Below are 20,386 nucleotides of genomic sequence, written 5' to 3' on the forward strand. Positions count from 1 at the left end.
GCGGCCGGCGCGGCGGCGGTGCCGCGCCGGCGGCATGGATCAGAACAGCAGCGAGGCCATCCTGCGGCGGTACTGGCTGACCAGGTCTTCGTCCTCGACCACGCGGAAGGCATCGATCAGCGCCTTCTTCGCCAGGCCGTCCTGGTAGTCGCGGCCGCGGCGCAGCAGCTCCAGCAGGTTCTCCAGGCCGGCGGCCGAATCGCCGCCGACCAGCTGGTGCACGGCCAGCAGGTGGCGGGCGGCGTGGTCGTCCGGGTCGGCGGCCACGGCCCGTTCCAGGGCGGCCTGCGCCGGCGCGTCCTTGAGCAGGGCGGCGAAACCCAGGCGCGCGCGGGCGCGCACCGCACGGTCGTCGGCGGCCAGGTTGGCCGGCAGCGCGTCCAGCAGCTTGCCGGCCTCGTCCGCCGCGCCGGTGCGCAGCAGGGCCAGGGCCAGGTCGAGCTTCAGCTCTTCCTTGTCCGGTTCGGCCTGCACCGCCTGGCGCAGGCGCAGCACTTCCTCGTGCGGATCCAGCGGCGCGGCGTCGGCTTCGGCGGCCTCGGCGCCGGCCAGCGGCTGGATGCCGTGCTGCTGCAGGAACTGGCGCAGCTGGCCTTCCGGCAGCGCCCCCTGGAACGCGTCCACCGGCTGCCCGCCGACCAGCAGGAACACGGTCGGCACCGAGCGGATCTGGAACGCGGCGGCGATCTGCTGCTGCTGGTCCACGTCGACCTTGGCCAGCACGAAGGCGCCACCGTACTCGCCGGCCAGCTTTTCCAGGATTGGGCCCAGCGACTTGCACGGCCCGCACCAGGTCGCCCAGAAATCAACCAGCACCGGCACCTGCAGCGATTTCTGCAGCACCTCGGTCTCGAAGTTGTCGGTGGTGACGTCGACGACGTGGGGGAGATTGGACATTGCGGGCATCCGGATCGGGAAAGTGGACAGATGGGGCCGCGGCCGTGGCTTGCAAGGGCGCGGCGCACGCCGGGGTTGCAGTCTAGCGGCCTGGCGGCGGAGCATGGCCGGCCCGCCACGGCCCCGCGCAAGCCCCATGTCACGTTTCCTCCCGTTGCCGTCCGCGTTTCCCGCACGCGCCGGGGACGCCGCGTGAGCGCGCCTTCGGCGCGGATGCGCATCGCGGCCGCGGTCGCAGCGGCCCTGGCCTGCGTGGTGGCGGCAGTGCTCGCCGCGGCGCGCCTGGACGGTTATTCGCACCTGCTCCACCCGCTTGGCCTGCTGGGCGCGCGCCAGCTCGGCGGCGCCGGCCTGGCGTTCGGGCTGGCCGCCTACGTGGCACCGGGCCTGGCCCAGGCCTGGCAGGTGCTGCGCCTGCGCGCCGGCCTGCCGCCCGGATCGAGGCTGCTGGCCGGGATCGGCCTGCAGCTGCTGCTGGTCGGTGCGCTGGCGTTCGCCGCCCAGGGACTGTTGCGGCTGGACCTGGAGGCGCTGGATGCGGGTGCCAGCCGCTGGCACGCGCTCGCCTGGCTGGCCTGGGTACTGGGCTTCGTACTGGGTGGCGGCGCGCTTGCCCTGGGGCTGCGCGGGGTCCGCGGTGCCGGCCGCCTGGCCCCGATTTCCCTGGGCGCGGCGGTGCTGGTACTGGCCGGCGCCTTCCTGCTGGGCGACTGGATCGGTCCGGCCCTGGCCCAGCGCCTGGCCATCCTCGGCTGGTTGGGCTGGGGCGTGGCCGCGGCGGCCCAGCCGCGGCTGGGCACGGACGGCTGAGCCCAGGCCGCGGCTCAGCCGTGCCGCAGCTTCAGCGCCAGGATCAGCAGCGCCAGCACCAGGGTGACCACGTTCGACAGGATCATCGGCCACGAGCCGAGCACGATCCCGTAGGCCAGCCAGAAGCACAGGCCCACGGTGAACACCACGTACATGCCCAGGGAAATGCCGCGGGTGTCGCGGCTGCGCAGGGTCTTCAGCGCCTGCGGCACGAAGGCCACCGTGGTCAGGGTCGCGGCCACGAAGCCCAGCCAGTGCCCGCTCACGCCCGCTCTCCGGCACGCGGGAGCGGGGGGCGCGCGCCCGCGCCGGAAACCCTGAATACGGGAGCTGTGCGGCGGGGGCGGGAGGGCGGGAACCGGGTCGGCATGTCCGGGCCTTGGTGGTGGCTGGACGATGGTAGCCGGCGCTGCCGGGAAGGGGCTTCCGCGCCCGGGGCGGCAGGCGTTCCGGGTGGAGCCGGATGCTGCACTGCGGTACCCTTGCGGACTTTGCCGCAGCCGCCGCGAACTGCAAATGTCCGCCGTCCCCGAAAACGTCTCCGCCTACGATCCCAAGCCGGTCGAATCCGCCGCCCAGGCGTTCTGGGAAGCGACCCGCGCCTTTGAGGTGGACGAGTCCTCCGACAAGCCCAAGTACTACTGCCTGTCGATGCTGCCGTACCCGTCCGGTGCGCTGCACATGGGCCACGTGCGCAACTACACCATCGGCGACGTGATCAGCCGCTACAAGCGCATGACCGGCCACAACGTGCTGCAGCCGATGGGCTGGGACGCGTTCGGCCTGCCGGCGGAAAACGCGGCGATCAAGAACAAGGTCGCCCCGGCTAAATGGACCTACAAGAACATCGAGCACATGCGCGCCCAGCTGAAGTCGCTGGGTTACGCCATCGACTGGTCGCGCGAGTTCGCCACCTGCACGCCCGAGTACTACGTGCACGAGCAGCGCATGTTCGTGCGCCTGATGCGCAAGGGCCTGGCCTACCGCAAGAACGCGGTGGTCAACTGGGACCCGGTGGACCAGACCGTGCTGGCCAACGAGCAGGTGATCGACGGCCGCGGCTGGCGCTCCGGCGCGCTGGTGGAGAAGCGCGAGATCCCGCAGTGGTTCCTGCGCATCACCGACTACGCCCAGGAGCTGCTGGACGGCCTGGACGAGCTGCCGGGCTGGCCGGAGGCGGTCAAGACCATGCAGCGCAACTGGATCGGCCGCTCCGAGGGCCTGGAGATCCAGTTCGAGGTGGTCGACGCGGCCGGCGCGGCGCTGGAGCCGATCCGGGTATTCACCACCCGCCCGGACACGCTGATGGGCGTGACCTTCGTTTCCATCGCCGGCGAGCATCCGCTGGCGGTCAAGGCCGCCGCCGCCAATCCGGCGCTGGCGGCGTTCCTGGATGAGCTCAAGCGCGGCAGCGTCTCCGAGGTCGACATCGAGACCCAGGAAAAGCGCGGCATGGACACCGGCCTGAAGGCGGTGCACCCGGTCACCGGCGAGCAGGTGCCGATCTGGGTCGCCAACTTCGTGCTGATGGGCTACGGCACCGGCGCGGTGATGGCCGTGCCCGGCCACGACCAGCGCGACTTCGAGTTCGCCAGCAAGTACGGCCTGCCCAAGGTGCAGGTGATCCGCCTCAAGTCGCCGCGCAACGAGGACGAGGCGACCTGGGATGCGCAGGCCTGGCGCGACTGGTACGGCGACAAGACCCGGGAGGACCTGGAGCTGGTCAATTCCGGCGAGTTCGACGGCCTGGACTACCGCGGCGCGTTCGAGGCCCTGGCCGAGCGCTTCGAGCGCCAGGGCCGCGGCCAGCGCCGGGTCAACTACCGCCTGCGCGACTGGGGCGTGAGCCGCCAGCGCTACTGGGGCTGCCCGATCCCGGTGATCTACTGCGACAAGTGCGGCGCGGTGCCGGTGCCGGAGGACCAGCTGCCGGTGCTGCTGCCGGAGGACGTGGAGTTCACCGGCGTCGGCTCGCCGATCAAGGCCGATCCCGAATGGCGCAAGTGCAAGTGCCCGGAGTGCGGCGCCGACGCCGAGCGCGAGACCGACACCTTCGACACCTTCATGGAGTCGAGCTGGTACTACGCACGCTACACCTCGCCCAAGGCGCGGGAGATGGTCGACAAGCGCGGCAACTACTGGCTGCCGGTCGACCAGTACATCGGCGGCATCGAGCACGCGATCCTGCACCTGATGTACTTCCGTTTCTTCCACAAGCTGCTGCGCGATGCGCGCCTGGTGGACAGCGACGAGCCGGCGACCAACCTGCTGACCCAGGGCATGGTCATCGCCGACACCTACTACCGGCAGAACCCGGACGGTTCGAAGGACTGGATCAACCCGGCCGACGTCGACGTGCAGCGCGACGAGCGCGGGCGCGTCACCGGCGCGGTGCTGCGCGCCGACGGCCAGCCGGTGCTGGTCGGCGGCACCGAGAAGATGTCCAAGTCCAAGAACAACGGCGTGGACCCGCAGGCTATGGTCGACAAGTACGGCGCCGACACCGTGCGCCTGTTCTCGATGTTCGCCGCGCCGCCGGAGCAGTCGCTGGAGTGGAACGAGGCCGGCGTGGACGGCATGGCGCGCTTCCTGCGCCGGCTGTGGTCGCAGGTGCAGAAGCACGCCGCCGACGGCCCCGCGCCGGCGCTGGACGTGTCCGCGCTGGATGCCGGGCAGAAGGCGCTGCGGCGCAAGACCCACGAGACCATCGAGAAGGTGGGCCACGACTACGAGGTGCGCCACGCCTTCAACACCGCCATCGCCGCGGTGATGGAGCTGCTCAACGCGGTCTCGAAGTTCGACGACGCCAGCCCGCAGGGCCGCGCCGTGCGCCAGGAGGCGCTGGAGGCGGCGGTGCTGCTGCTCAACCCGATCACCCCGCACGCCAGCCACGCGCTGTGGCAGGTGCTGGGCCACCCGGAGACGCTGCTGGAGGACGTGCCGTTCCCGAAGGCCGACCCGGCGGCGCTGGTGCGCGCCGCGGTGACCCTGGCGGTGCAGGTCAACGGCAAGCTGCGCGGCACCATCGAGGTCGCCGCCGACGCCCCGCGCGACCAGATCGAGGCCCTGGCCAAGGCCGAGCCGAACGCGGCCAAGTACCTGGAAGGCCTGGCCATCCGCAAGGTGATCGTGGTGCCGGGCAAGATCGTGAACATCGTCGCCGCGTAGCGGCGCCGATGTTCACGGCGGGTGCGGCCTGCGGCCGCTTGCCCAAGGTTCCTTGCGGAACCTTGGGCCCCGCCGCTGCCATGCCTCCATCCCCCGTGCGCGCTGCGTGCGGACAGCACCCAACCTGGGGGGGGGGAGGTAGCGTCGGTTGTTCCCGCCTGGCGCTGTCGGTGCGGAGGAGCCTTGGCACCCACGCCTTGAACGTCCATCCCCCGATCCGCGCTGCGCGTATTGCATCCGGGTGGCAGTGCCGGCGCCGGTGCTCTCAAGCGGCGTTCACGGGGAATCGGTCAGGCTTCGCGCCTGTTGCCGCCCGTCGCGGCCTCGTCCAGACTTCTCCACATGATTGCGACCGCGTCCCCGCCCGCCCGGGCGCTGCTCTTCCTCGCCACCCTGGCCCTGGCCGGATGCGGCTTCCACCTGCGCGACCGCATCGCCCTGCCCAGCGATGCGCCGCCGGTGCAGGTGTACTCGAGCACCCCGTACAGCTCGCTGGTGGCCCTGCTGGAGCGCAACCTGCGCAACGCCGGCGCCAAGGTGGCCGACGAGGGCACCGCCGGGGGCGAGGTGCTGCGCCTGGAAGTGCTGTCCGAGCGCTGGGGCGACCTGCCGATCGCGATCGACGAGCAGGGCCGCGCCCAGGAATTCTCGCTGCGCTACGCCACCGTGTTCACCGCGGTGCTGGGCGACGGCACCGTGCTGGTGCCGCGGCAGTCGGTGGAACTGGCACGCGACTACGTGTCGCCGCCGGAGGACGCCACCGGCACCAGCAGCGAGCGCGAGATCCTGGCCGACGAGCTGCGCCGCGAGATGGCCGCCTCGATCCTGCGCCGGCTCGACAGCGTGGTCCGCGCCGATCCCTCGCGCGCGCGCCCGGTGCGTGCGCCGGAGGCCACGCCGGCCGCGCCCGTGCCGGGCGAAGCCGGGGCGACGGAAGAGGGGCCCGCCTCCCTCGACGCCCCGGTGCGGTGAATCCGATGCAGCCAGGCCCGGCCCGATGGAGCTGAAGCCCGAACAGCTGGTCGCGCATGTGGGCAAGCAGCCGCTGCAGCCGGCCTATCTGGTCGCAGGCCCGGAAACCTTGCACGTGCTGGAAGCCGCCGACGCGGTGCGCGCGCGCGCGCGCACCGAGGGCGCCGAGCGCGAGGTGTTCGAGGCCGAGGGCCGCGAGCCGGACTGGGATGCGCTATCGGCCAGCTTCGACGCGCCCGGCCTGTTCGCCTCGCGCCGCCTGCTGGAACTGCGCCTGCCCAATGGCAAGCCGGGCAAGACCGGTTCGGAAGTCATCATGGCCTTCTGCGCCAACCCGCCGCCGGACGTAACCCTGCTGATCGTGGCCAACGAATGGAGCAAGGCGCACCAGGGCAAGTGGTACGAAGCGGTCGCCAGGCACGGCGTGGTCTCCATCGCCTGGGCGCTCAAGCCGCACGAGTTGCCGGGCTGGATCGAGCGCCGGCTGCGCGACCGCGGCCTGCGCGCCAGCCCCGAGGCGGTCCAGGGCCTGGCCGAGCGGGTGGAGGGCAACCTGCTGGCTGCCGCGCAGGAGATCGACAAGCTGGCGCTGCTGGCACCGGGCGCGACCCTTGACCTGGACACGATGGAATCGCTGGTGGCCGACGCCGCCCGCTACGACGTGTTCCGCCTGGTCGAGACCGCGCTGTCCGGCCAGGCGGCGCAGGTGCGGCGCATGCTGGCCGGCTTGCGCGCCGAGGGCGAGCAGGTGGCCGGGCTGATGCCGATGGTGATCCGCGAGCTGCTGCGCGCCGCCGCGCTGGCCCGTGCCCAGGCGCGTGGCGCCAACCTCGCCGCGGAAATGAAGTCGCAAGGCCTGTGGGAGGCACGCCAGGCGCCGTTCAAGCGTGCCCTGCAGCGGCACGCCGCGCCGCTGCGCTGGAACCGGTTCGCCGCCTACGCCTCGCGCGTGGACCGCGCGGCCAAGGGCCGCGCCGCCGGCGATCCGTGGCTGCTGCTGGAGCGGCTGCTGCTGGCAATCGCCGATACCCCCGCCACCCGGCTGCTCGCGACCGCCGGATGAGTCCGCCGGCCATGCTCAGGCTCTGGTACGGCGGCACCTTCGATCCGGTCCACTGCGGCCACCTGGCCATCGCCCGCGCAGCCGCCGACGCGTTCGGCGTGCCGGTGACCCTGGCCCCGGCCGCCGATCCGCCGCACCGCGCCGTGCCCGGCGCCAGCGCCCACCATCGTGCGCGCATGCTCGATGTGGCCGCGGCCGGCGATCGGCGCTTGCGCGTGGACCGGCGCGAGCTGGAGCGCAGTGGCCCGTCCTGGACCATCGACACCCTGCGCGAACTGCGCGTGCTGCACGGCGGAGACGCGCCGCTGGCGCTGCTGCTGGGCGCCGACAGCTTCCGCTCGCTGCCGCAGTGGCACCAGTGGCGGGAGATCCTGTCGCTGGCGCACCTGGTGGTGGCCAGTCGCGGCGACGAGCCGGTCGACCGCGGGCTGCCACCGGAGCTGGCGGCAGCCACCGAAGGGCGCTGGTGCGACTCGCCGGCGGCGCTGGCCGCGGGCGCCGGCGGCCGGATCCTGCCGCTGCGGCAGCCGCTGCATCCGCAGTCGGCCAGCGCGGTGCGAGCCGCGATCGCCGCCGGCGATCCGGGCTGGCAGGGCATGGTGCCGCCGGCAGTGGCCGGCTACATCCTCCGCCACGGCCTGTACGGTGCCGGGCAGGGTGCGCACGGCGTGACGGGTACGTGACGCCGCCGCCGGTATAATCCGCACCCCTGTCGGCCAAGTGCCGGCCATTCCCCAGCTACCTCGAGTCTTCCTTGAACAACCAGGCCCACGTCATCAAGCCCCGGCTGCCCGAGCCGCCCCCTTCCGCCGACAAGCTGCTTGCCGCCGTGCGCGCCGCGGTGGAGGAGATCAAGGCCAAGGACGTCGTGGAGATCGACGTGCGCGGCAAGACCAGCGTGGCCGACCACCTGGTGATCGCCTCGGGTACATCCACCCGCCACGTGAAGTCCATCGCCGACGAGGTGGTGAAGTTCGCCAAGAAGCTCGGCGCGCAGCCGCTTGGCGTGGAAGGCGAGCGCGAGGCCGAGTGGGTGCTGGTGGACCTGGGCGACGTGATCGTCCACGTCATGCTGCCGCGGGTGCGCGAGTTCTACGCGCTGGAGCGGCTGTGGAGCGTCGGCGACCAGCAGCCGCGCTCGGCCGCGGACGTCGACGACGCCGGCTGATCCAGCGCCCGCGCATGCGGGCGGCACCGCACGAAGCAAGGGCCGCGCCTGGGCGCGGCCTTTGCGTTCCTGCGCCGGTGGGCGTCGCGCTCCTGCGTGCAGAAGGCGTGCCCGCGCGTGCGTGGCGCGCCGATGCGCCTGCTGCCTGGTGCGACTGCGGCCCCGCAACCGCCTCGCTGCCGGGGTTGTGCCGGGTTGATCGCCGCCGCTCCTGACGCCCGCCGGCCGCGGGAAGGCGGTGTGACGCAATCGGGCGTGCCGGCCCGCCGCGGCCTCCGCTGCCCCGGCCAGCCGCTCGTTCCCGCCGCGTGACTGGCGCGCGGATCCGGTGGCAGCCAGGGAGCGGGCAGGAGAGGCCGTGCATTGCGCAGGCAGGCGCGGTGCGGCCTGGCTGCGGCCTGGTGGTGCGTATCATGTGCCGATGAAGGCACGTCTGATCGCAACCGGCGAACGCGCTCCCTCCTGGGTGGCCGAGGGTTTCGCCGAGTACCGCAAGCGGCTCTCGCACTGGATGCCGCTGGAACTGGTGGAAGTGGAGCCGGGCCTGCGCGGCAAGGGCCGCGATCCGCAGCGGGCGATCGAGGACGAAGGCCGGCGCGTGCTGGCGGCGCTGCCGAAGAACGCACACGTGGTCACGCTGGACGTGCCCGGCAAGCCCTGGTCGTCCGAACAGCTGGCCGCGCGCATGGAGCACTGGCGGCAGCAGGGTCGCGACCTGGCGTTCCTGATTGGCGGCCCGGAAGGGCACGCCCCCGAGGTCAGGGCCATGGCCCACGAATCCTGGTCCCTGGGCCCGCTGACCCTGCCGCACATGCTGGTGCGCCTGGTGGTGGCCGAGCAGCTGTACCGCGCCGCGGCCATGCTGGCCAACCACCCCTACCACCGCGCCTGAATACGACCCGGTCCCAGCGCCCACCATACGGGGCGTTTCATTAGTTCGTTCTATGTTTGGGACGATCTGTTTCTGGGATGCGCTTGCTAATTCCCTTTGGCTATGAATGCACCTGAATGGGGATTGGGCCGGAACTGCTCGCCAAAGGCGCTACAGCGGGCCTTCTGTATATCCAAACGGGAGCGCATAGCGCACCTTTGTGGTGCTTACAAGGCTTCCTTTGCGAGTCAGTAACGTAACTTTAATTTTTATTTGAAATGGTATAGGTTGGGACCGCTGGCGAGGCTTAGCTTCGCGGCCACTGTCCCATAAGCATTTGAATCGAGAGGACTAATGTCTTTTGCAACTAAGGGCGGTGACAGCCGCCGCCGTAACTATATGAAGGTGAGCCTGCTGGCACTGGCGCTGTCCGGTGCTGTGGCCACCATGATCCCGGCCGAACAGGCCTACGCCCAGAGCACCACCGGTAGCATCTACGGTGCGGTTCCGGCCGGTTCCAGCATCGAGATCACCAGCGACACGGGTCTGACTCGCGTCGTCCAGGCCGATGCCAACGGCCGTTACTCCATCGGCTCCCTGCCGGTCGGCCAGTACACCGTGACCCTGCGTCGCGGCGACGAAGTCGTCGACATCCGCAAGGGCGTGCAGCTGCGCGTCGGTCAGGGCGTGGACGTGTCCTTCTCCTCGGGCGGCCCGACCACCCTGGCGAGCGTCACCGTCGTGGGGAGCATGGTCAGCCCGGTCGACGTGACCAGCGTCGACTCGCGCACCGTCATCACTGCCGAGCAGCTGGCCAAGCTGCCGCTGGCCCGTTCGGCCGAGTCCATCGCTATGCTGGCCCCCGGCGCGGTCAAGGGCAGCGCGGAGTTTGGCAACGTCGTGTCCTTCGGTGGCGCCGGCGTCAGCGAGAACGCCTACTACATCAACGGCTTCGCGACCGGCCATCCGCTGTCCAACATCGGCGGCGTGGGCCTGCCCTATGGCGCGATCGACCAGCAGGAGACTTACACCGGCGGTTACAGCGCCCGTTATGGTCGTTCCGACGGTGGCGTGATCAACCAGGTCGGTAAGCGCGGTACCAATGAGTGGAAGTTCGGCGGCCAGGTGGTGTTCCGCCCCCGTGATCTGGCCAACTCGCCGAAGGACGTTTACTACCCGAACGAGCAGCTGCCGGAAGGTTGGGATTACCAGGATCCTGACAAGGCTGGTGCCCTGTACCGTCGCCGCGGCGGCGACAAGACCCAGAGCCTGGTCTACAGCGCCTATGCGGGCGGTCCGCTGATCAAGGACAAGCTGTTCGTGTTCGCTGCGGCCGAACAGGAGCAGGTCGACCAGATCTCGACCGGTTCCACCGCCGCGGCCATCCAGCAGCGTACCCACTACGATTACGATACGCCGAAGCTGTACGCCAAGCTGGACTGGAACATCAGCGATGACCACATCCTCGAGCTGACGGGCATCAAGCACAACGACCGTCAGAGCGGTTACTACAACGCGTACGACTACGAGACCGGCACCGAGGGCGAGCGCCTGCCGTCTGCTCCGGACACCACCAAGGACAACTCGCGCTACTACATCGCCAAGTACACGGGCTACCTGTCGGACAACCTGACCTTCAGCGCGACCTACGGCAAGAGCGAGCACGACAACCTGCAGTTCAACCTGGGCGAGGGTGGTTCGCTGCCGTACCTGAGCGGCGTCACCAACCAGAATCCGGCCTACACCGGCGGCACCCCGATCCGCAATGCGCAGGGTGCGATCTACGGCAAGGCCATGGACGCTGGTAACAAGACCCGCGGCCTGCGTGCGGACCTGGAGTGGGTGCTGGGCGACCACCAGCTGACCTTCGGTATCGACAACATGTACTACAGCGCCCACAACGAGGGTCAGTCCACCTCCGGCCCGGGCTACCTGTGGATCTACTCGCGCACCGCCAACCCGAACGCGGCGATCAACCCGTCGCTGGGCGTCGGCGCTCCGGGCCAGGAGTACTACGTGCAGAAGTACATCTACTCCGAGGCGACCAGCATGTCGCTCGAGCAGAAGGCGTACTTCATCGAGGACCGTTGGTACCTGACCGATGACGTGATGCTGTCGCTGGGTATCCGCAACGACAAGTTCACCAACAAGAACTCGGCGGGCGAAGCCTATGTGGACAGCGGCGACCAGTGGGCCCCGCGCCTGGGCGTCAGCTGGGACGTGTTCGGTGATTCTTCGCTGAAGGTCTACGGTAACCTGGGTCGCTACTACCTGGCCCTGCCGAACCAGGTCGCGATCCGCGCCGCCAGCGCCTCGATCTACACCCGCGAGTACTTCACCTACTCCGGCATCGACGCGAACGGCGTGCCGACCGGCCTGTCGCCGCTTGGCCCGGGTCCGGTTTCGGCCAACAACGAGTATGGCCAGCCGATCGATCCGGCCACCGTTACCGCCAAGGACCTGAAGTCGCAGTACCAGGATGAGGCCATCATCGGCTTCGACAAGACCCTGGGCGACAACTGGGTCTACGGTGCGAAGGCGGTCTATCGTCGCCTGGGTACTGCCATCGACGATATCTGCGATCCGGACAAGATCGTCGCCAAGCTGGAGAAGATGGGGTACGACGCTGACACGGTCACCTTCAACGACTCCTGCCCGATCTTCAACCCGGGCCTGACCAATACCTTCGTCGCCATCGACGCCGACGGCAACTACTTCGACTACACCATGACCGCCGCCGACTGGGGTCTGGACAAGAAGGCGAAGCGCAACTACGCCGCGGTGAACCTGTACCTGGAGCGCGCCTTCAACGACAAGTGGCAGGCGCGCATCGACTACACCTGGTCGCGCAGCACCGGTAACACCGAGGGCCAGGTGAAGAGCGACATCGGCCAGGACAGCGTGTCGAAGACCCAGGACTGGGACGCCGCCGCCCTGATGTGGTACGCCGGCGGCTACATGGCTAACGACCGTCGTCACCAGCTGAAGGCTTACGGCGCCTACCAGTTCACTCCCGAGTGGCTGGTTTCGGCCAACCTGCGTGTGATGTCGGGCGCTCCGCGTTCCTGCCTGGGCTACTACACCGTTGGTGGTATCCCGGCCGACAGCGAGGCAGCCGACCCGGTGGGTTACGGTGGTTACTACCACGCCTGTGGTGGCAAGCCGTCGCGTCCGGGCGATGCCGGTCGTACCCCGTGGACGACCAACCTCGACCTGGGCGTGAGCTACCGTCCGGCCTTCGCCGGCAACAAGCTGGCGTTCGGTCTGCAGGTGTTCAACGCGCTGAACCAGCGCAAGCCGACCCTGCAGTACTCCGAGTGGGAGTCTTCGCCCTACACCGTGGACAACACCTACGGCATGGGCATTTCGTTCACCACCCCGCGCTACACCCAGCTGTCGGTTTCCTACGACTACTAATCGTCAGGAATCCGCGTCTGGCAAGGATGGCCCCCCTTCGGGGCCATCCTTTTTTTTTGGGGGGTACTTCCTAGCCAAATCGAACCGGATTCGGGATGGTCTGGTCATGAGGTGGTGCCCCTTCTGCGAAGGCGCAAGGCACTACGAGCTGGGCGATGGTCGTTTGAAGTGGTGCTTGCAGCCATCGCTTCAGTTGGACACGCGTATGTGATTCGGCCGCCGGCCGGGGGGCGTCGCACATCGCCTCCTGGAGCTGTTCGTGCTGGGGGTGCCGTCCTCGTGGCAGCGATTCCGCAGTCAGGCCAGTGCGTCGGTGCCAGAGCGATTCAACCGTGTACTGCAGGCCTGCAGTGACCAGGTCAAGGACCTGCGGGAGCCATTCGACGGCGCCCTGGAGTTGTGCGAAACGACCGCGGGGGGGGGGCGCGAAAAGGCAAACGGGGCTGCGGCGCGGCAGCAAGGTGGTCGTATTCGGGATCATCAGGCGCAATGGCCGGGTCAAGGCCATGCCTGTCCCCGCACACGACAGCAGATCGGTCATGGACGAGATTGAAGCGCGCGGCGGGCGCTGGCCATCGCCATGCAATCTCTTGCCCTCTCTGCTTGGCCGGACTGGCATCACGTGGGGCGGCTGGCACATCGAGTTTGCGCCTGCGTGCGGGCGGAGTCGTCCCGTCGCCTCGTCGGCGTAGTCCACGTAGCCCGCGGCCTGCGCAATCACCGGTGCGTGGGCGGTCGACAGGCTCTTCCGGCGAGTAGGACTTGGCCCCGCCGGTCGCGGGACGCGCCGAATAATGCCGCACAGCGTGTGGTGGTGCGGCGCAACCAAAGAGCCCGCAGAGGCACGTGCGGGTGCCGGTGTTGCTCGGCGCACCGTCCTCTCAGACAGGCACGGATGGCATCGATTTGCACAGATTCGGGCGCCATATGGATGTGCCCGAAGTCAGGAAACCTATTCAATTTTCTCAATATATATCTGAAATTTAGACCAAAAAATTATATGTAAGAGGCTTTGGCAGCCCGTTCATCTTTTCAGAATGACTTTGTGTGGATTTAAAAAACAGTCACTTAACTTTCGGAATGGCTGGATCAGCCAATTCAGTTTCCTTAGTAAATAAATTTATTTTATTTACAGATGAACATCTGAACGGGGTTGCTTTCATTTCACATGATTCTTCTGTGGGAGAAACGTCGTTATATTCCGGTTAACCCTGCGATCATTCAGGTTCCATCAATGGATGTGCGCCGGGCGTGTAGTCCAACTCCCCTTTAAAAATTTGTGAGAGGTCGGCGCTGTGACGAATACGAAAAGCTCCCGTTGTGTGAAGAACATCAAGCGAAGCATGCTCAGCCTCGCGCTGGGCATGTGCATTGCCGGCGCCGCCTGGGCCGCCGATCCCGGCAGCTTGCGTATCAGCATCACCGGTGCTGACGGGCAACCGGTTGCCGGTGCAACCGTGCGGGTCAGTTCTCCGGACAGTCTCGTCAGCAAGAGCGGCGTCACCGGCGATGACGGCACCGTGCGCCTGCAGGGCCTCGACCCGGCGACCAACTACACCGTGGTGATTTCCGCGGCCGGCTACGAGGACTACACCGCGTCCAACGTGGCGGTGGTTTCCGGCCGCAACCTCAGCCTGGGTTACAGCCTGGGCGGCGGCGGCCGCACCGCCGGCGATGCCACCACCCTCGACGCGATCGTCGTTACCGGCGCCTCGCTGGCGGCCATCGACACCACCTCGGCCACCGTGGGCACCACGCTGACCCTGCAGATGGTGGAATCGCTGCCCACCGGCCGCAGCTACCAGAGCTACCTGCAGCTGGTCCCGGGCGTGAAGCCCAGCCCCGGCGGCAACCCTTCGTCCAAGTCCGGCGTCAACTACAGCGACATCGGCGGCGCCAGCGGCAGCTCCTCCGACAACGTCTACCTGATCGACGGCGTCGACGTCACCGACAACAACACCGGCACCTTCGGTTCGAACTTCAACTCCGAGATCATCCAGGAGCAGCAGGTCATCACCGGCGGCGTGCCCGCCGAGTACGCCGGCGGCTCGGGCCTGATTTCCAAGGTGATCACCAAGTCCGGTAGCGACGAGTGGCACGGCTCGGTCAACTACTACCTGCAGAACGACAACCTGGTCGCCAAGGACAAACACGGCGAGTCCAGCGGCTTCTCCACCTACGACACCGCCTTCACCCTGGGCGGCCCGATCGTCAAGGAGAAGCTGTGGTTCTTCGCCTCGTACCAGAAGAAGTACCGCGAAGACGACGTGCTTGACCCGACCACGCGCACCGCGATGCGCACGGTGGAGAGCGACGCGCGCTACGCGTTCTTCAAGACCACCTGGCAGATCACCGAGAACGACCGCCTGGTCGCCACCTTCTTCAACGACCCGACCGATATCAGCGGTTCGCGCAACGCGACCACCCTCAACAACCGCGACGTGGCCCGCGAGCAGGGCGGCGACAACTACAAGCTGGAGTACAGCCGCGACTGGGGCAACCTGCTGCTGAACGTCTACGGCTTCACCCACGAGGGCGAGCTGTCCGACATCCCGGCGGTGCAGGACCAGTCGCGCAACGACGTCGCCTACTTCAACTCGCCGGCCAGCCTGGCCGAGCGCCAGCAGGGCGGCGGCGGCACCGCGCTGATCACCGAGCGCAACCGCGACGAGTTCGGCCTGAGCCTGGAGTACTTCCTGGACACCGCCTTCGGTACCCACACCATCAAGGGCGGCGTGTCCTACTCGGAGAACGAGTACTTCGAGGACTCGATCATCACCGGCCCGGACCGCGCGCGCTACGCCTCCATCGCCGCGGCCAACGCCGGCGTGAGCTTCGCCGACTTCATCGGCCCGGGCTGGTCGGGCACCCGCTCGATCTCCAGCAGCGATGTTTCCCGCCTGCTGTCCGACACCGGCCGCGTCGGCAACTCCACCGCCGCCGACCGCGCGTACTTCATCAGCGCCCTGGACACCAACGGCGACGGCGAGGTGTCGCAGGCCGAGCTGTACGCGTACCAGTTCACCAGCACCGCGGGCAACCCGACCGGCCAGGTGAACAACTACCGCATCATCGAGGCGGCCGCCGCGCCGTACACGGTGAAGAGCAAGGGCAAGACCTTCTACCTGCAGGACACCTGGACCAAGGACCAGTGGACGGTCAACGCCGGCGTGCGCGCCGAGGAGTGGACCCACTACGACTCCAAGGGCGGCGAGTCCGCGAAGTTCGACTGGGAGTTCGCCCCGCGCCTGAGCGTGGTGTACGACATCTTCGGCGACGCCCGTTCCAAGCTGTTCGGCTTCTACGGCCGGTACTACGACCCGATCCGCACCAACATGGCCGACTTCGCCGGCAACCTGACCGGCCCGGAGCTGCACGAGCAGATCTACATCGGCGACCGCTGGCTGACCTATCGCGTGCGTGGTGGCGAGAAGACCCCGGACGCGCTGTTCGCGCCGTCGACCAAGACGCCGTATACCGATGAGTTCATGGTGGGCGTGTCGCACACGATCGGCACCGACATGAGCCTGTCGGTGACCTTCACCCGGCGCACCACCAAGGACATCCTCGAGGACTACGACCTGGCGCTGTACTCCGACCCGACGGTCGAGCGCGGCGACCACGGCGTGGCCGGCCCGGGTTCGCCGACGTTCTACCTGCCGTACTCGTACTTCGGCTACGACGGCGCCCCGAACTCGAACTACGTGATCGCCACGCTGGCCGGCGGCAAGCGCGAGTACCAGGGCCTGGAGATCACCCTGCAGAAGTTCAAGAGCAACAACTGGCAGGGCATGCTGTCGTACACCTACAACGACGCCCACGGCAACACCAACTCCGACTCCAACGCGGACTTCCAGGGCGACTGGCTGGCCATCGACCCGCGCGCCCCCAACATGTGGGGCCGGCAGCCGGGCAACATCGAGCACCAGTTCAAGGCCTTCGGCTCGTACGAGTTCGATTTCGGCCTGGAGCTGAGCGCGGTGTTCAACTGGAACAGCGGCCTGATCTACAGCCGCTCGCAGCTGATCTCCGGCCGCTACCTGCCGGTGATGGGCGACGAGTACGAGTACGACGGCGTGTTCGACACCTGGGTGCTGCCCGGCAGCATCGGCGCCGAGACCGGCCCGTCGTACTACACGCTCGACGTGCGCGCCAAGTACGTCAAGCCGCTGCAGGTCGGACAGCTGGAGTTCTTCGTCGACGTCTTCAACATCCTCAACAAGCAGTCGGCCACCAGCCACATGGCCCTGGTCGACGGCAACGGCGTGTACAACTTCGGCGAGGCCAACGACTGGGTCGAGCCGCGCCGTGCCTACCTGGGCGTGCGCTACTCGTTCTGATCCACACCGATCGTGCGTGACCGGAACCGGCGCCTTCGGGCGCCGGTTCTTTTTTGTGTGCGGGGCGGATGCGCTGGACGCGACGGAAAGCCGATGCCGGATCGCGCCACGCTGCCCTGCGACATGCGGCGGCACGGCTTGCGGAGGGCATGCCAGGGTGCATGCACCCGGGGCAGGGCACGCGGGAACGGGGAGGTGGACCGGTGTCGCGCGTCGAGGGAAGCCTCCGGATCTGCCCGGGGGATGCGCGAGTGCCTCGCCGGCGCTGCGAGCGGACGATGGCCACGCATATATATGCGTATGCGCGGGTTACGTCGGGACGCCAAGGCAGCTGCAGGCGCCCACGGGCCAGTGCTTCAGGTTTGTATGCGGCGAATCAAGTGGTGACGCCGAACATGCGCGTGACGGGCTTCGCGACTTCACGATCCGACGACTTTGTTGAATGCGGGAGTGCGAATCGATTTATCCGAACGGTTCCGCAAAGTGAGAACCAGGTCGTTTCATCTGGCTTGATTCCTTGCGCAAAAACACCGTTACATCGCGGTTAACCGGGCGTTTTCCGTCCGGTAAGAAAGCCTTCGGGCGCAAGTCCAGTTTCCATCCATCAAGAGGCTGCAGCTGTGACTGAATCCAATCGCTTCCATTGCTCCAGGGGAATAAGGCGGACCGCGCTCAGTATCGCGCTTGGCCTGTGTTTCGCAGGCACCGTCCACGCGCAGTCCAATACCGCCGGCTCGGTCTTCGGCCAGGCGGAAAGCGGCGACACGGTCCAGATCGTCAACACCCAGACCGGCTTTACCCGGCAGATCACCGTGGGTGGCGACGGCAGCTTCCGCCTGTCGGCCATCCCCGCGGGCGAGTACCGGGTGATCCGCACCTCGCCGTCCGGGGAAGTGAACGAGCGCGTGGTGCGGGTCAGCAGCGGTAGCGGCTCCAACGTCTCCTTCGTCGCCGCGGCCAGTTCCTCGGCGACGGCGCTGGACGCGGTGGAGGTGCGCGGCTTCGCCGGCGCGGTCAACCCGATCGACGTGTCCTCGGTGGAGTCGGTGACGATCCTGACCGAGGCCCAGCTGGACCGCCTGCCGGTGCGCCGCAACGCCACCGACGTGGCCCTGCTGGCGCCGGGCACGGTGCGCGGCGACAACCGCTTCGGCAACCTGGCCTCGTTCGGCGGTTCCTCCGTGGCCGAGAACGTGTACTACGTCAACGGCTTCAACGTGACCAACATCGTCACCGGCACCGCCTTCAACCAGGTGCCGTTCGAGGCGGTGCAGGAACAGCAGATGAAGACCGGCGGCTACGGCGCCGAGTTCGGCCGTTCCCTCGGTGGCGTCATCAACGTCACCACCAAGCAGGGCACCAACGAGTGGAAGGGCGGCGTGAGCCTGTTCTGGAGCCCGGACTCCCTGGCCAAGGGCACGCCCTTCGCCTACGACCCGACCCGCTCGGGCACCTACCGCATCGTCGACACCGGCTCCAAGACCGATTCCTTCGTCTACAACCTCTACGGCGGCGGTCCGCTGATCAAGGACCGGCTGTTCTTCTTCGGCCTGTTCCAGGGCAAGGACGACACCGAGGTCCTGAACTACGAGAACGGCAGCGACCGCTCCAAGGAAGACTCGCCGCAGGGCCTGGTCAAGCTGGACTGGTACATCAACGACAGCCACCGCCTCGAGCTGACCGCCTTCAGCGACAAGAACAAGATCAAGGGCACCACCTACCAGCGCGAGCCGGGCGACCTGACCATCGGCGGCGGCACCCCGATCGGCACCTTCCGCGCCGAGGAGGGCGGCGAGAACTACATCGGCAAGTGGACCGGCTACCTCACCGACACCTTCACCCTGTCGGCGCTGTACGGCCGCGGCGAGTACTCGCGCTTCAACACCAACACCAACGCCGAGGGCTGCCCGGTGGTGGTCGACGTGCGTTCCTCCGGCACCGCGCCGGTGGGCGTGGCCGGCTGCTGGATCGACACCTTCCGCGGCGTGCCGGACGCCGGCGACGTGCGCAAGGCCTGGCGCGTGGACGGCGAGTGGGTGCTGGGCGACCACACCCTGCGCTTCGGCCTGGACCGCGAGGAATTCGAGACGGTCGACGGCAGCGAGTACTCCGGCGGCGCGTCCTGGCGCTACGTCAACGGAACGCCCGGCTCCACCGCCGCGCCCGGGGTGATCGTGCCGCCCGGCGTCACCGAACTGGTCCGCTTCCGCTACATCGGCAACGGCGGCACCTACCTGACCAAGAACAATGCCTGGTACGTCGAGGACACCTGGCAGGTCACCGACAACTTCATGGCCTACCTGGGCATCCGCAACGAGGGCTTCGAGAACCTCAACTCCGAGGGCGGCACCTTCATCGACATCGAGGACACCTGGGCGCCGCGCCTGGGCTTCTCCTGGGACGTGAACGGCGACTCCGGCCTGAAGGTGTTCGGTAACGCCGGCCGCTACTACATCCCGGTGTACGCCAACACCAACGTGCGCCTGGCCGGCCCGGAGCTGGACTACACCGAGTGGTACACCTTCACCGGCATCGACCCGGCGACCGGCATCCCGGTGCTGGGCGAGCAGGTGGGCCCGCGCAACTACACGTCCACCGGCGAGATCCCGGACCCGCGGACCGTGGTCGACAACAACCTCGACCCGATGTACCAGGACGAGTACATCATCGGCACCCAGTTCACCTTCGCCCCGAACTGGACCGCCGGCTTCCGCGCCATCCGCCGCGAACTGCAGTCGGGCATGGACGACATCTGCACCGGCGATGGCGCCGCCAACTGGGCGCTGGCCAACGGCTATTCGGAAGAACAGGCCGAGGCCATCTACGGGGCCCTGGAGCACTGCTTCCTGACCAACCCCGGCAAGGCCCTGTCGGCCAACGTCGACCTGGACGGCACCGGCACCCTGACCCGGGTGGACATCCCGGCCGAGGCCATCGGCCTGCCGGAGGCCCGCCGCACCTACACCGCCCTGGAGCTGATGCTGGACCGCGCCTGGGACGGCAAGTGGTTCCTGTCGGCCTCGTACACCTATGCCAAGAGCAAGGGCAACACCGAGGGCTACGTGAAGTCGGACAACGGCCAGGACGATGCCGGCATCACCCAGGACTTCGACTACCCCGGCCTGATGGACGGCTCGTTCGGCTACCTGCCCAACGACCGCCGGCACAGCTTCAAGCTGTTCGGCGCCTACCAGCTGACCGACGAGCTGCGCCTGGGCGCCAGCCTGCTGGCGCAGAGCGGCCGCCCGATCAACTGCTTCGGCGTGTACCCGGGCGATGGCCCGGACCCGGTTGCCCCGCTGTACGGCGTGGCCTCGTTCTACTGCGGCGAGGGCACCAGCGTCCCGGTCTCGTACGAGGACGGCCTGCATCCGCGCGGTACGTCCGGCCGCGTGCCGTGGGTGAAGATCGTGGACCTGCGCCTGGACTACGAGCCGCGCTGGGCGGAGGGCCTGTCGTTCGGCCTGGTCGCCAACAACGTGTTCAACCGCGAGGACTACTACCGGGTCCGCGATGACTGGGACACCGGCGCCGGCGACCGGGTCTACAGCTACAAGTTCCCGACCGGGTTCGTGGCCCCGCGCACGGTGACCTTCTCGGTCCAGTACGAGTTCTGACCGCCCCGGGACAGTGGCGGGAGGGCGCCCCCAGGGGCGCCCTTTTTTTATGGCGCGGTGGCC

12 protein-coding genes are annotated in these 20,386 nt (G+C 68.2%); 10 read left to right on the top strand and 2 right to left on the bottom strand.

Going from position 1 to position 20,386, the window contains the following annotated elements; translation table 11 throughout:
• Nucleotides 1–39: 39 nt before the first annotated feature.
• The gene (gene trxA / locus EIM48_RS08535) at nt 40–897 is read right to left on the bottom strand and encodes a thioredoxin (RefSeq protein ID WP_125111454.1); all 858 of its coding nucleotides are present in this window, start codon (nt 895–897) and stop codon (nt 40–42) included.
• A 192-nt stretch (nt 898–1,089) separates the two neighbouring features.
• Between trxA and EIM48_RS08540 the strand changes: the two genes are divergently transcribed.
• On the top strand, nt 1,090–1,707 hold the full coding sequence (locus EIM48_RS08540) for a DUF998 domain-containing protein (protein ID WP_125111455.1): 618 nt from the start codon (nt 1,090–1,092) through the stop codon (nt 1,705–1,707).
• A 14-nt stretch (nt 1,708–1,721) separates the two neighbouring features.
• Here EIM48_RS08540 and EIM48_RS08545 read toward each other — a convergent pair whose 3' ends face one another.
• Nucleotides 1,722–1,973 carry a SemiSWEET transporter gene (locus EIM48_RS08545; protein WP_019399596.1) on the bottom strand — a complete coding sequence of 84 codons (252 nt, stop codon included), beginning with the start codon at nt 1,971–1,973 and terminating at the stop codon, nt 1,722–1,724.
• A gap of 250 nt (nt 1,974–2,223) precedes the next feature.
• Here EIM48_RS08545 and leuS point away from each other — a divergent pair, with 250 nt between their 5' ends.
• The 9 genes from leuS (at nt 2,224) to EIM48_RS08595 (ending at nt 20,323) form a co-directional block, all read left to right on the top strand.
• Nucleotides 2,224–4,875 (top strand): leucine--tRNA ligase, encoded by a 2,652-nt coding sequence (gene leuS / locus EIM48_RS08550; protein ID WP_125111456.1) that lies wholly within the window; start codon nt 2,224–2,226, stop codon nt 4,873–4,875.
• A 342-nt stretch (nt 4,876–5,217) separates the two neighbouring features.
• Nucleotides 5,218–5,847 (top strand): LPS assembly lipoprotein LptE, encoded by a 630-nt coding sequence (gene lptE / locus EIM48_RS08555; RefSeq protein ID WP_125111457.1) that lies wholly within the window; start codon nt 5,218–5,220, stop codon nt 5,845–5,847.
• Between the two features lie 25 nt (nt 5,848–5,872).
• Entirely contained in the window at nt 5,873–6,910 is a 1,038-nt protein-coding gene (gene holA, locus EIM48_RS08560) for a DNA polymerase III subunit delta (protein WP_125111458.1), read from the top strand.
• An 11-nt stretch (nt 6,911–6,921) separates the two neighbouring features.
• Nucleotides 6,922–7,593: a nicotinate-nucleotide adenylyltransferase gene (nadD, locus tag EIM48_RS08565; protein WP_125111459.1), complete on the top strand. Its 672-nt coding sequence runs from the start codon at nt 6,922–6,924 to the stop codon at nt 7,591–7,593.
• Between the two features lie 71 nt (nt 7,594–7,664).
• Nucleotides 7,665–8,078 (top strand): ribosome silencing factor, encoded by a 414-nt coding sequence (rsfS, locus tag EIM48_RS08570; protein WP_019399783.1) that lies wholly within the window; start codon nt 7,665–7,667, stop codon nt 8,076–8,078.
• Between the two features lie 421 nt (nt 8,079–8,499).
• Nucleotides 8,500–8,970: a 23S rRNA (pseudouridine(1915)-N(3))-methyltransferase RlmH gene (rlmH, locus tag EIM48_RS08575; RefSeq protein WP_019399784.1), complete on the top strand. Its 471-nt coding sequence runs from the start codon at nt 8,500–8,502 to the stop codon at nt 8,968–8,970.
• Nucleotides 8,971–9,348: 378 nt separating this feature from the next.
• Nucleotides 9,349–12,366: a TonB-dependent receptor gene (locus EIM48_RS08580; RefSeq protein ID WP_233581656.1), complete on the top strand. Its 3,018-nt coding sequence runs from the start codon at nt 9,349–9,351 to the stop codon at nt 12,364–12,366.
• Nucleotides 12,367–13,709: 1,343 nt separating this feature from the next.
• Nucleotides 13,710–16,706, top strand: a complete 2,997-nt coding sequence (locus EIM48_RS08590; protein ID WP_233581657.1) for a TonB-dependent receptor — start codon at nt 13,710–13,712, stop codon at nt 16,704–16,706.
• Between the two features lie 620 nt (nt 16,707–17,326).
• Complete coding sequence (locus EIM48_RS08595) at nt 17,327–20,323, top strand: TonB-dependent receptor (RefSeq protein ID WP_026010756.1); 2,997 nt, start codon at nt 17,327–17,329, stop codon at nt 20,321–20,323.
• Nucleotides 20,324–20,386 lie beyond the last annotated feature (63 nt).

This window comes from Pseudoxanthomonas sp. SGNA-20, assembly GCF_003931635.1.
GTDB lineage: Bacteria > Pseudomonadota > Gammaproteobacteria > Xanthomonadales > Xanthomonadaceae > Pseudoxanthomonas.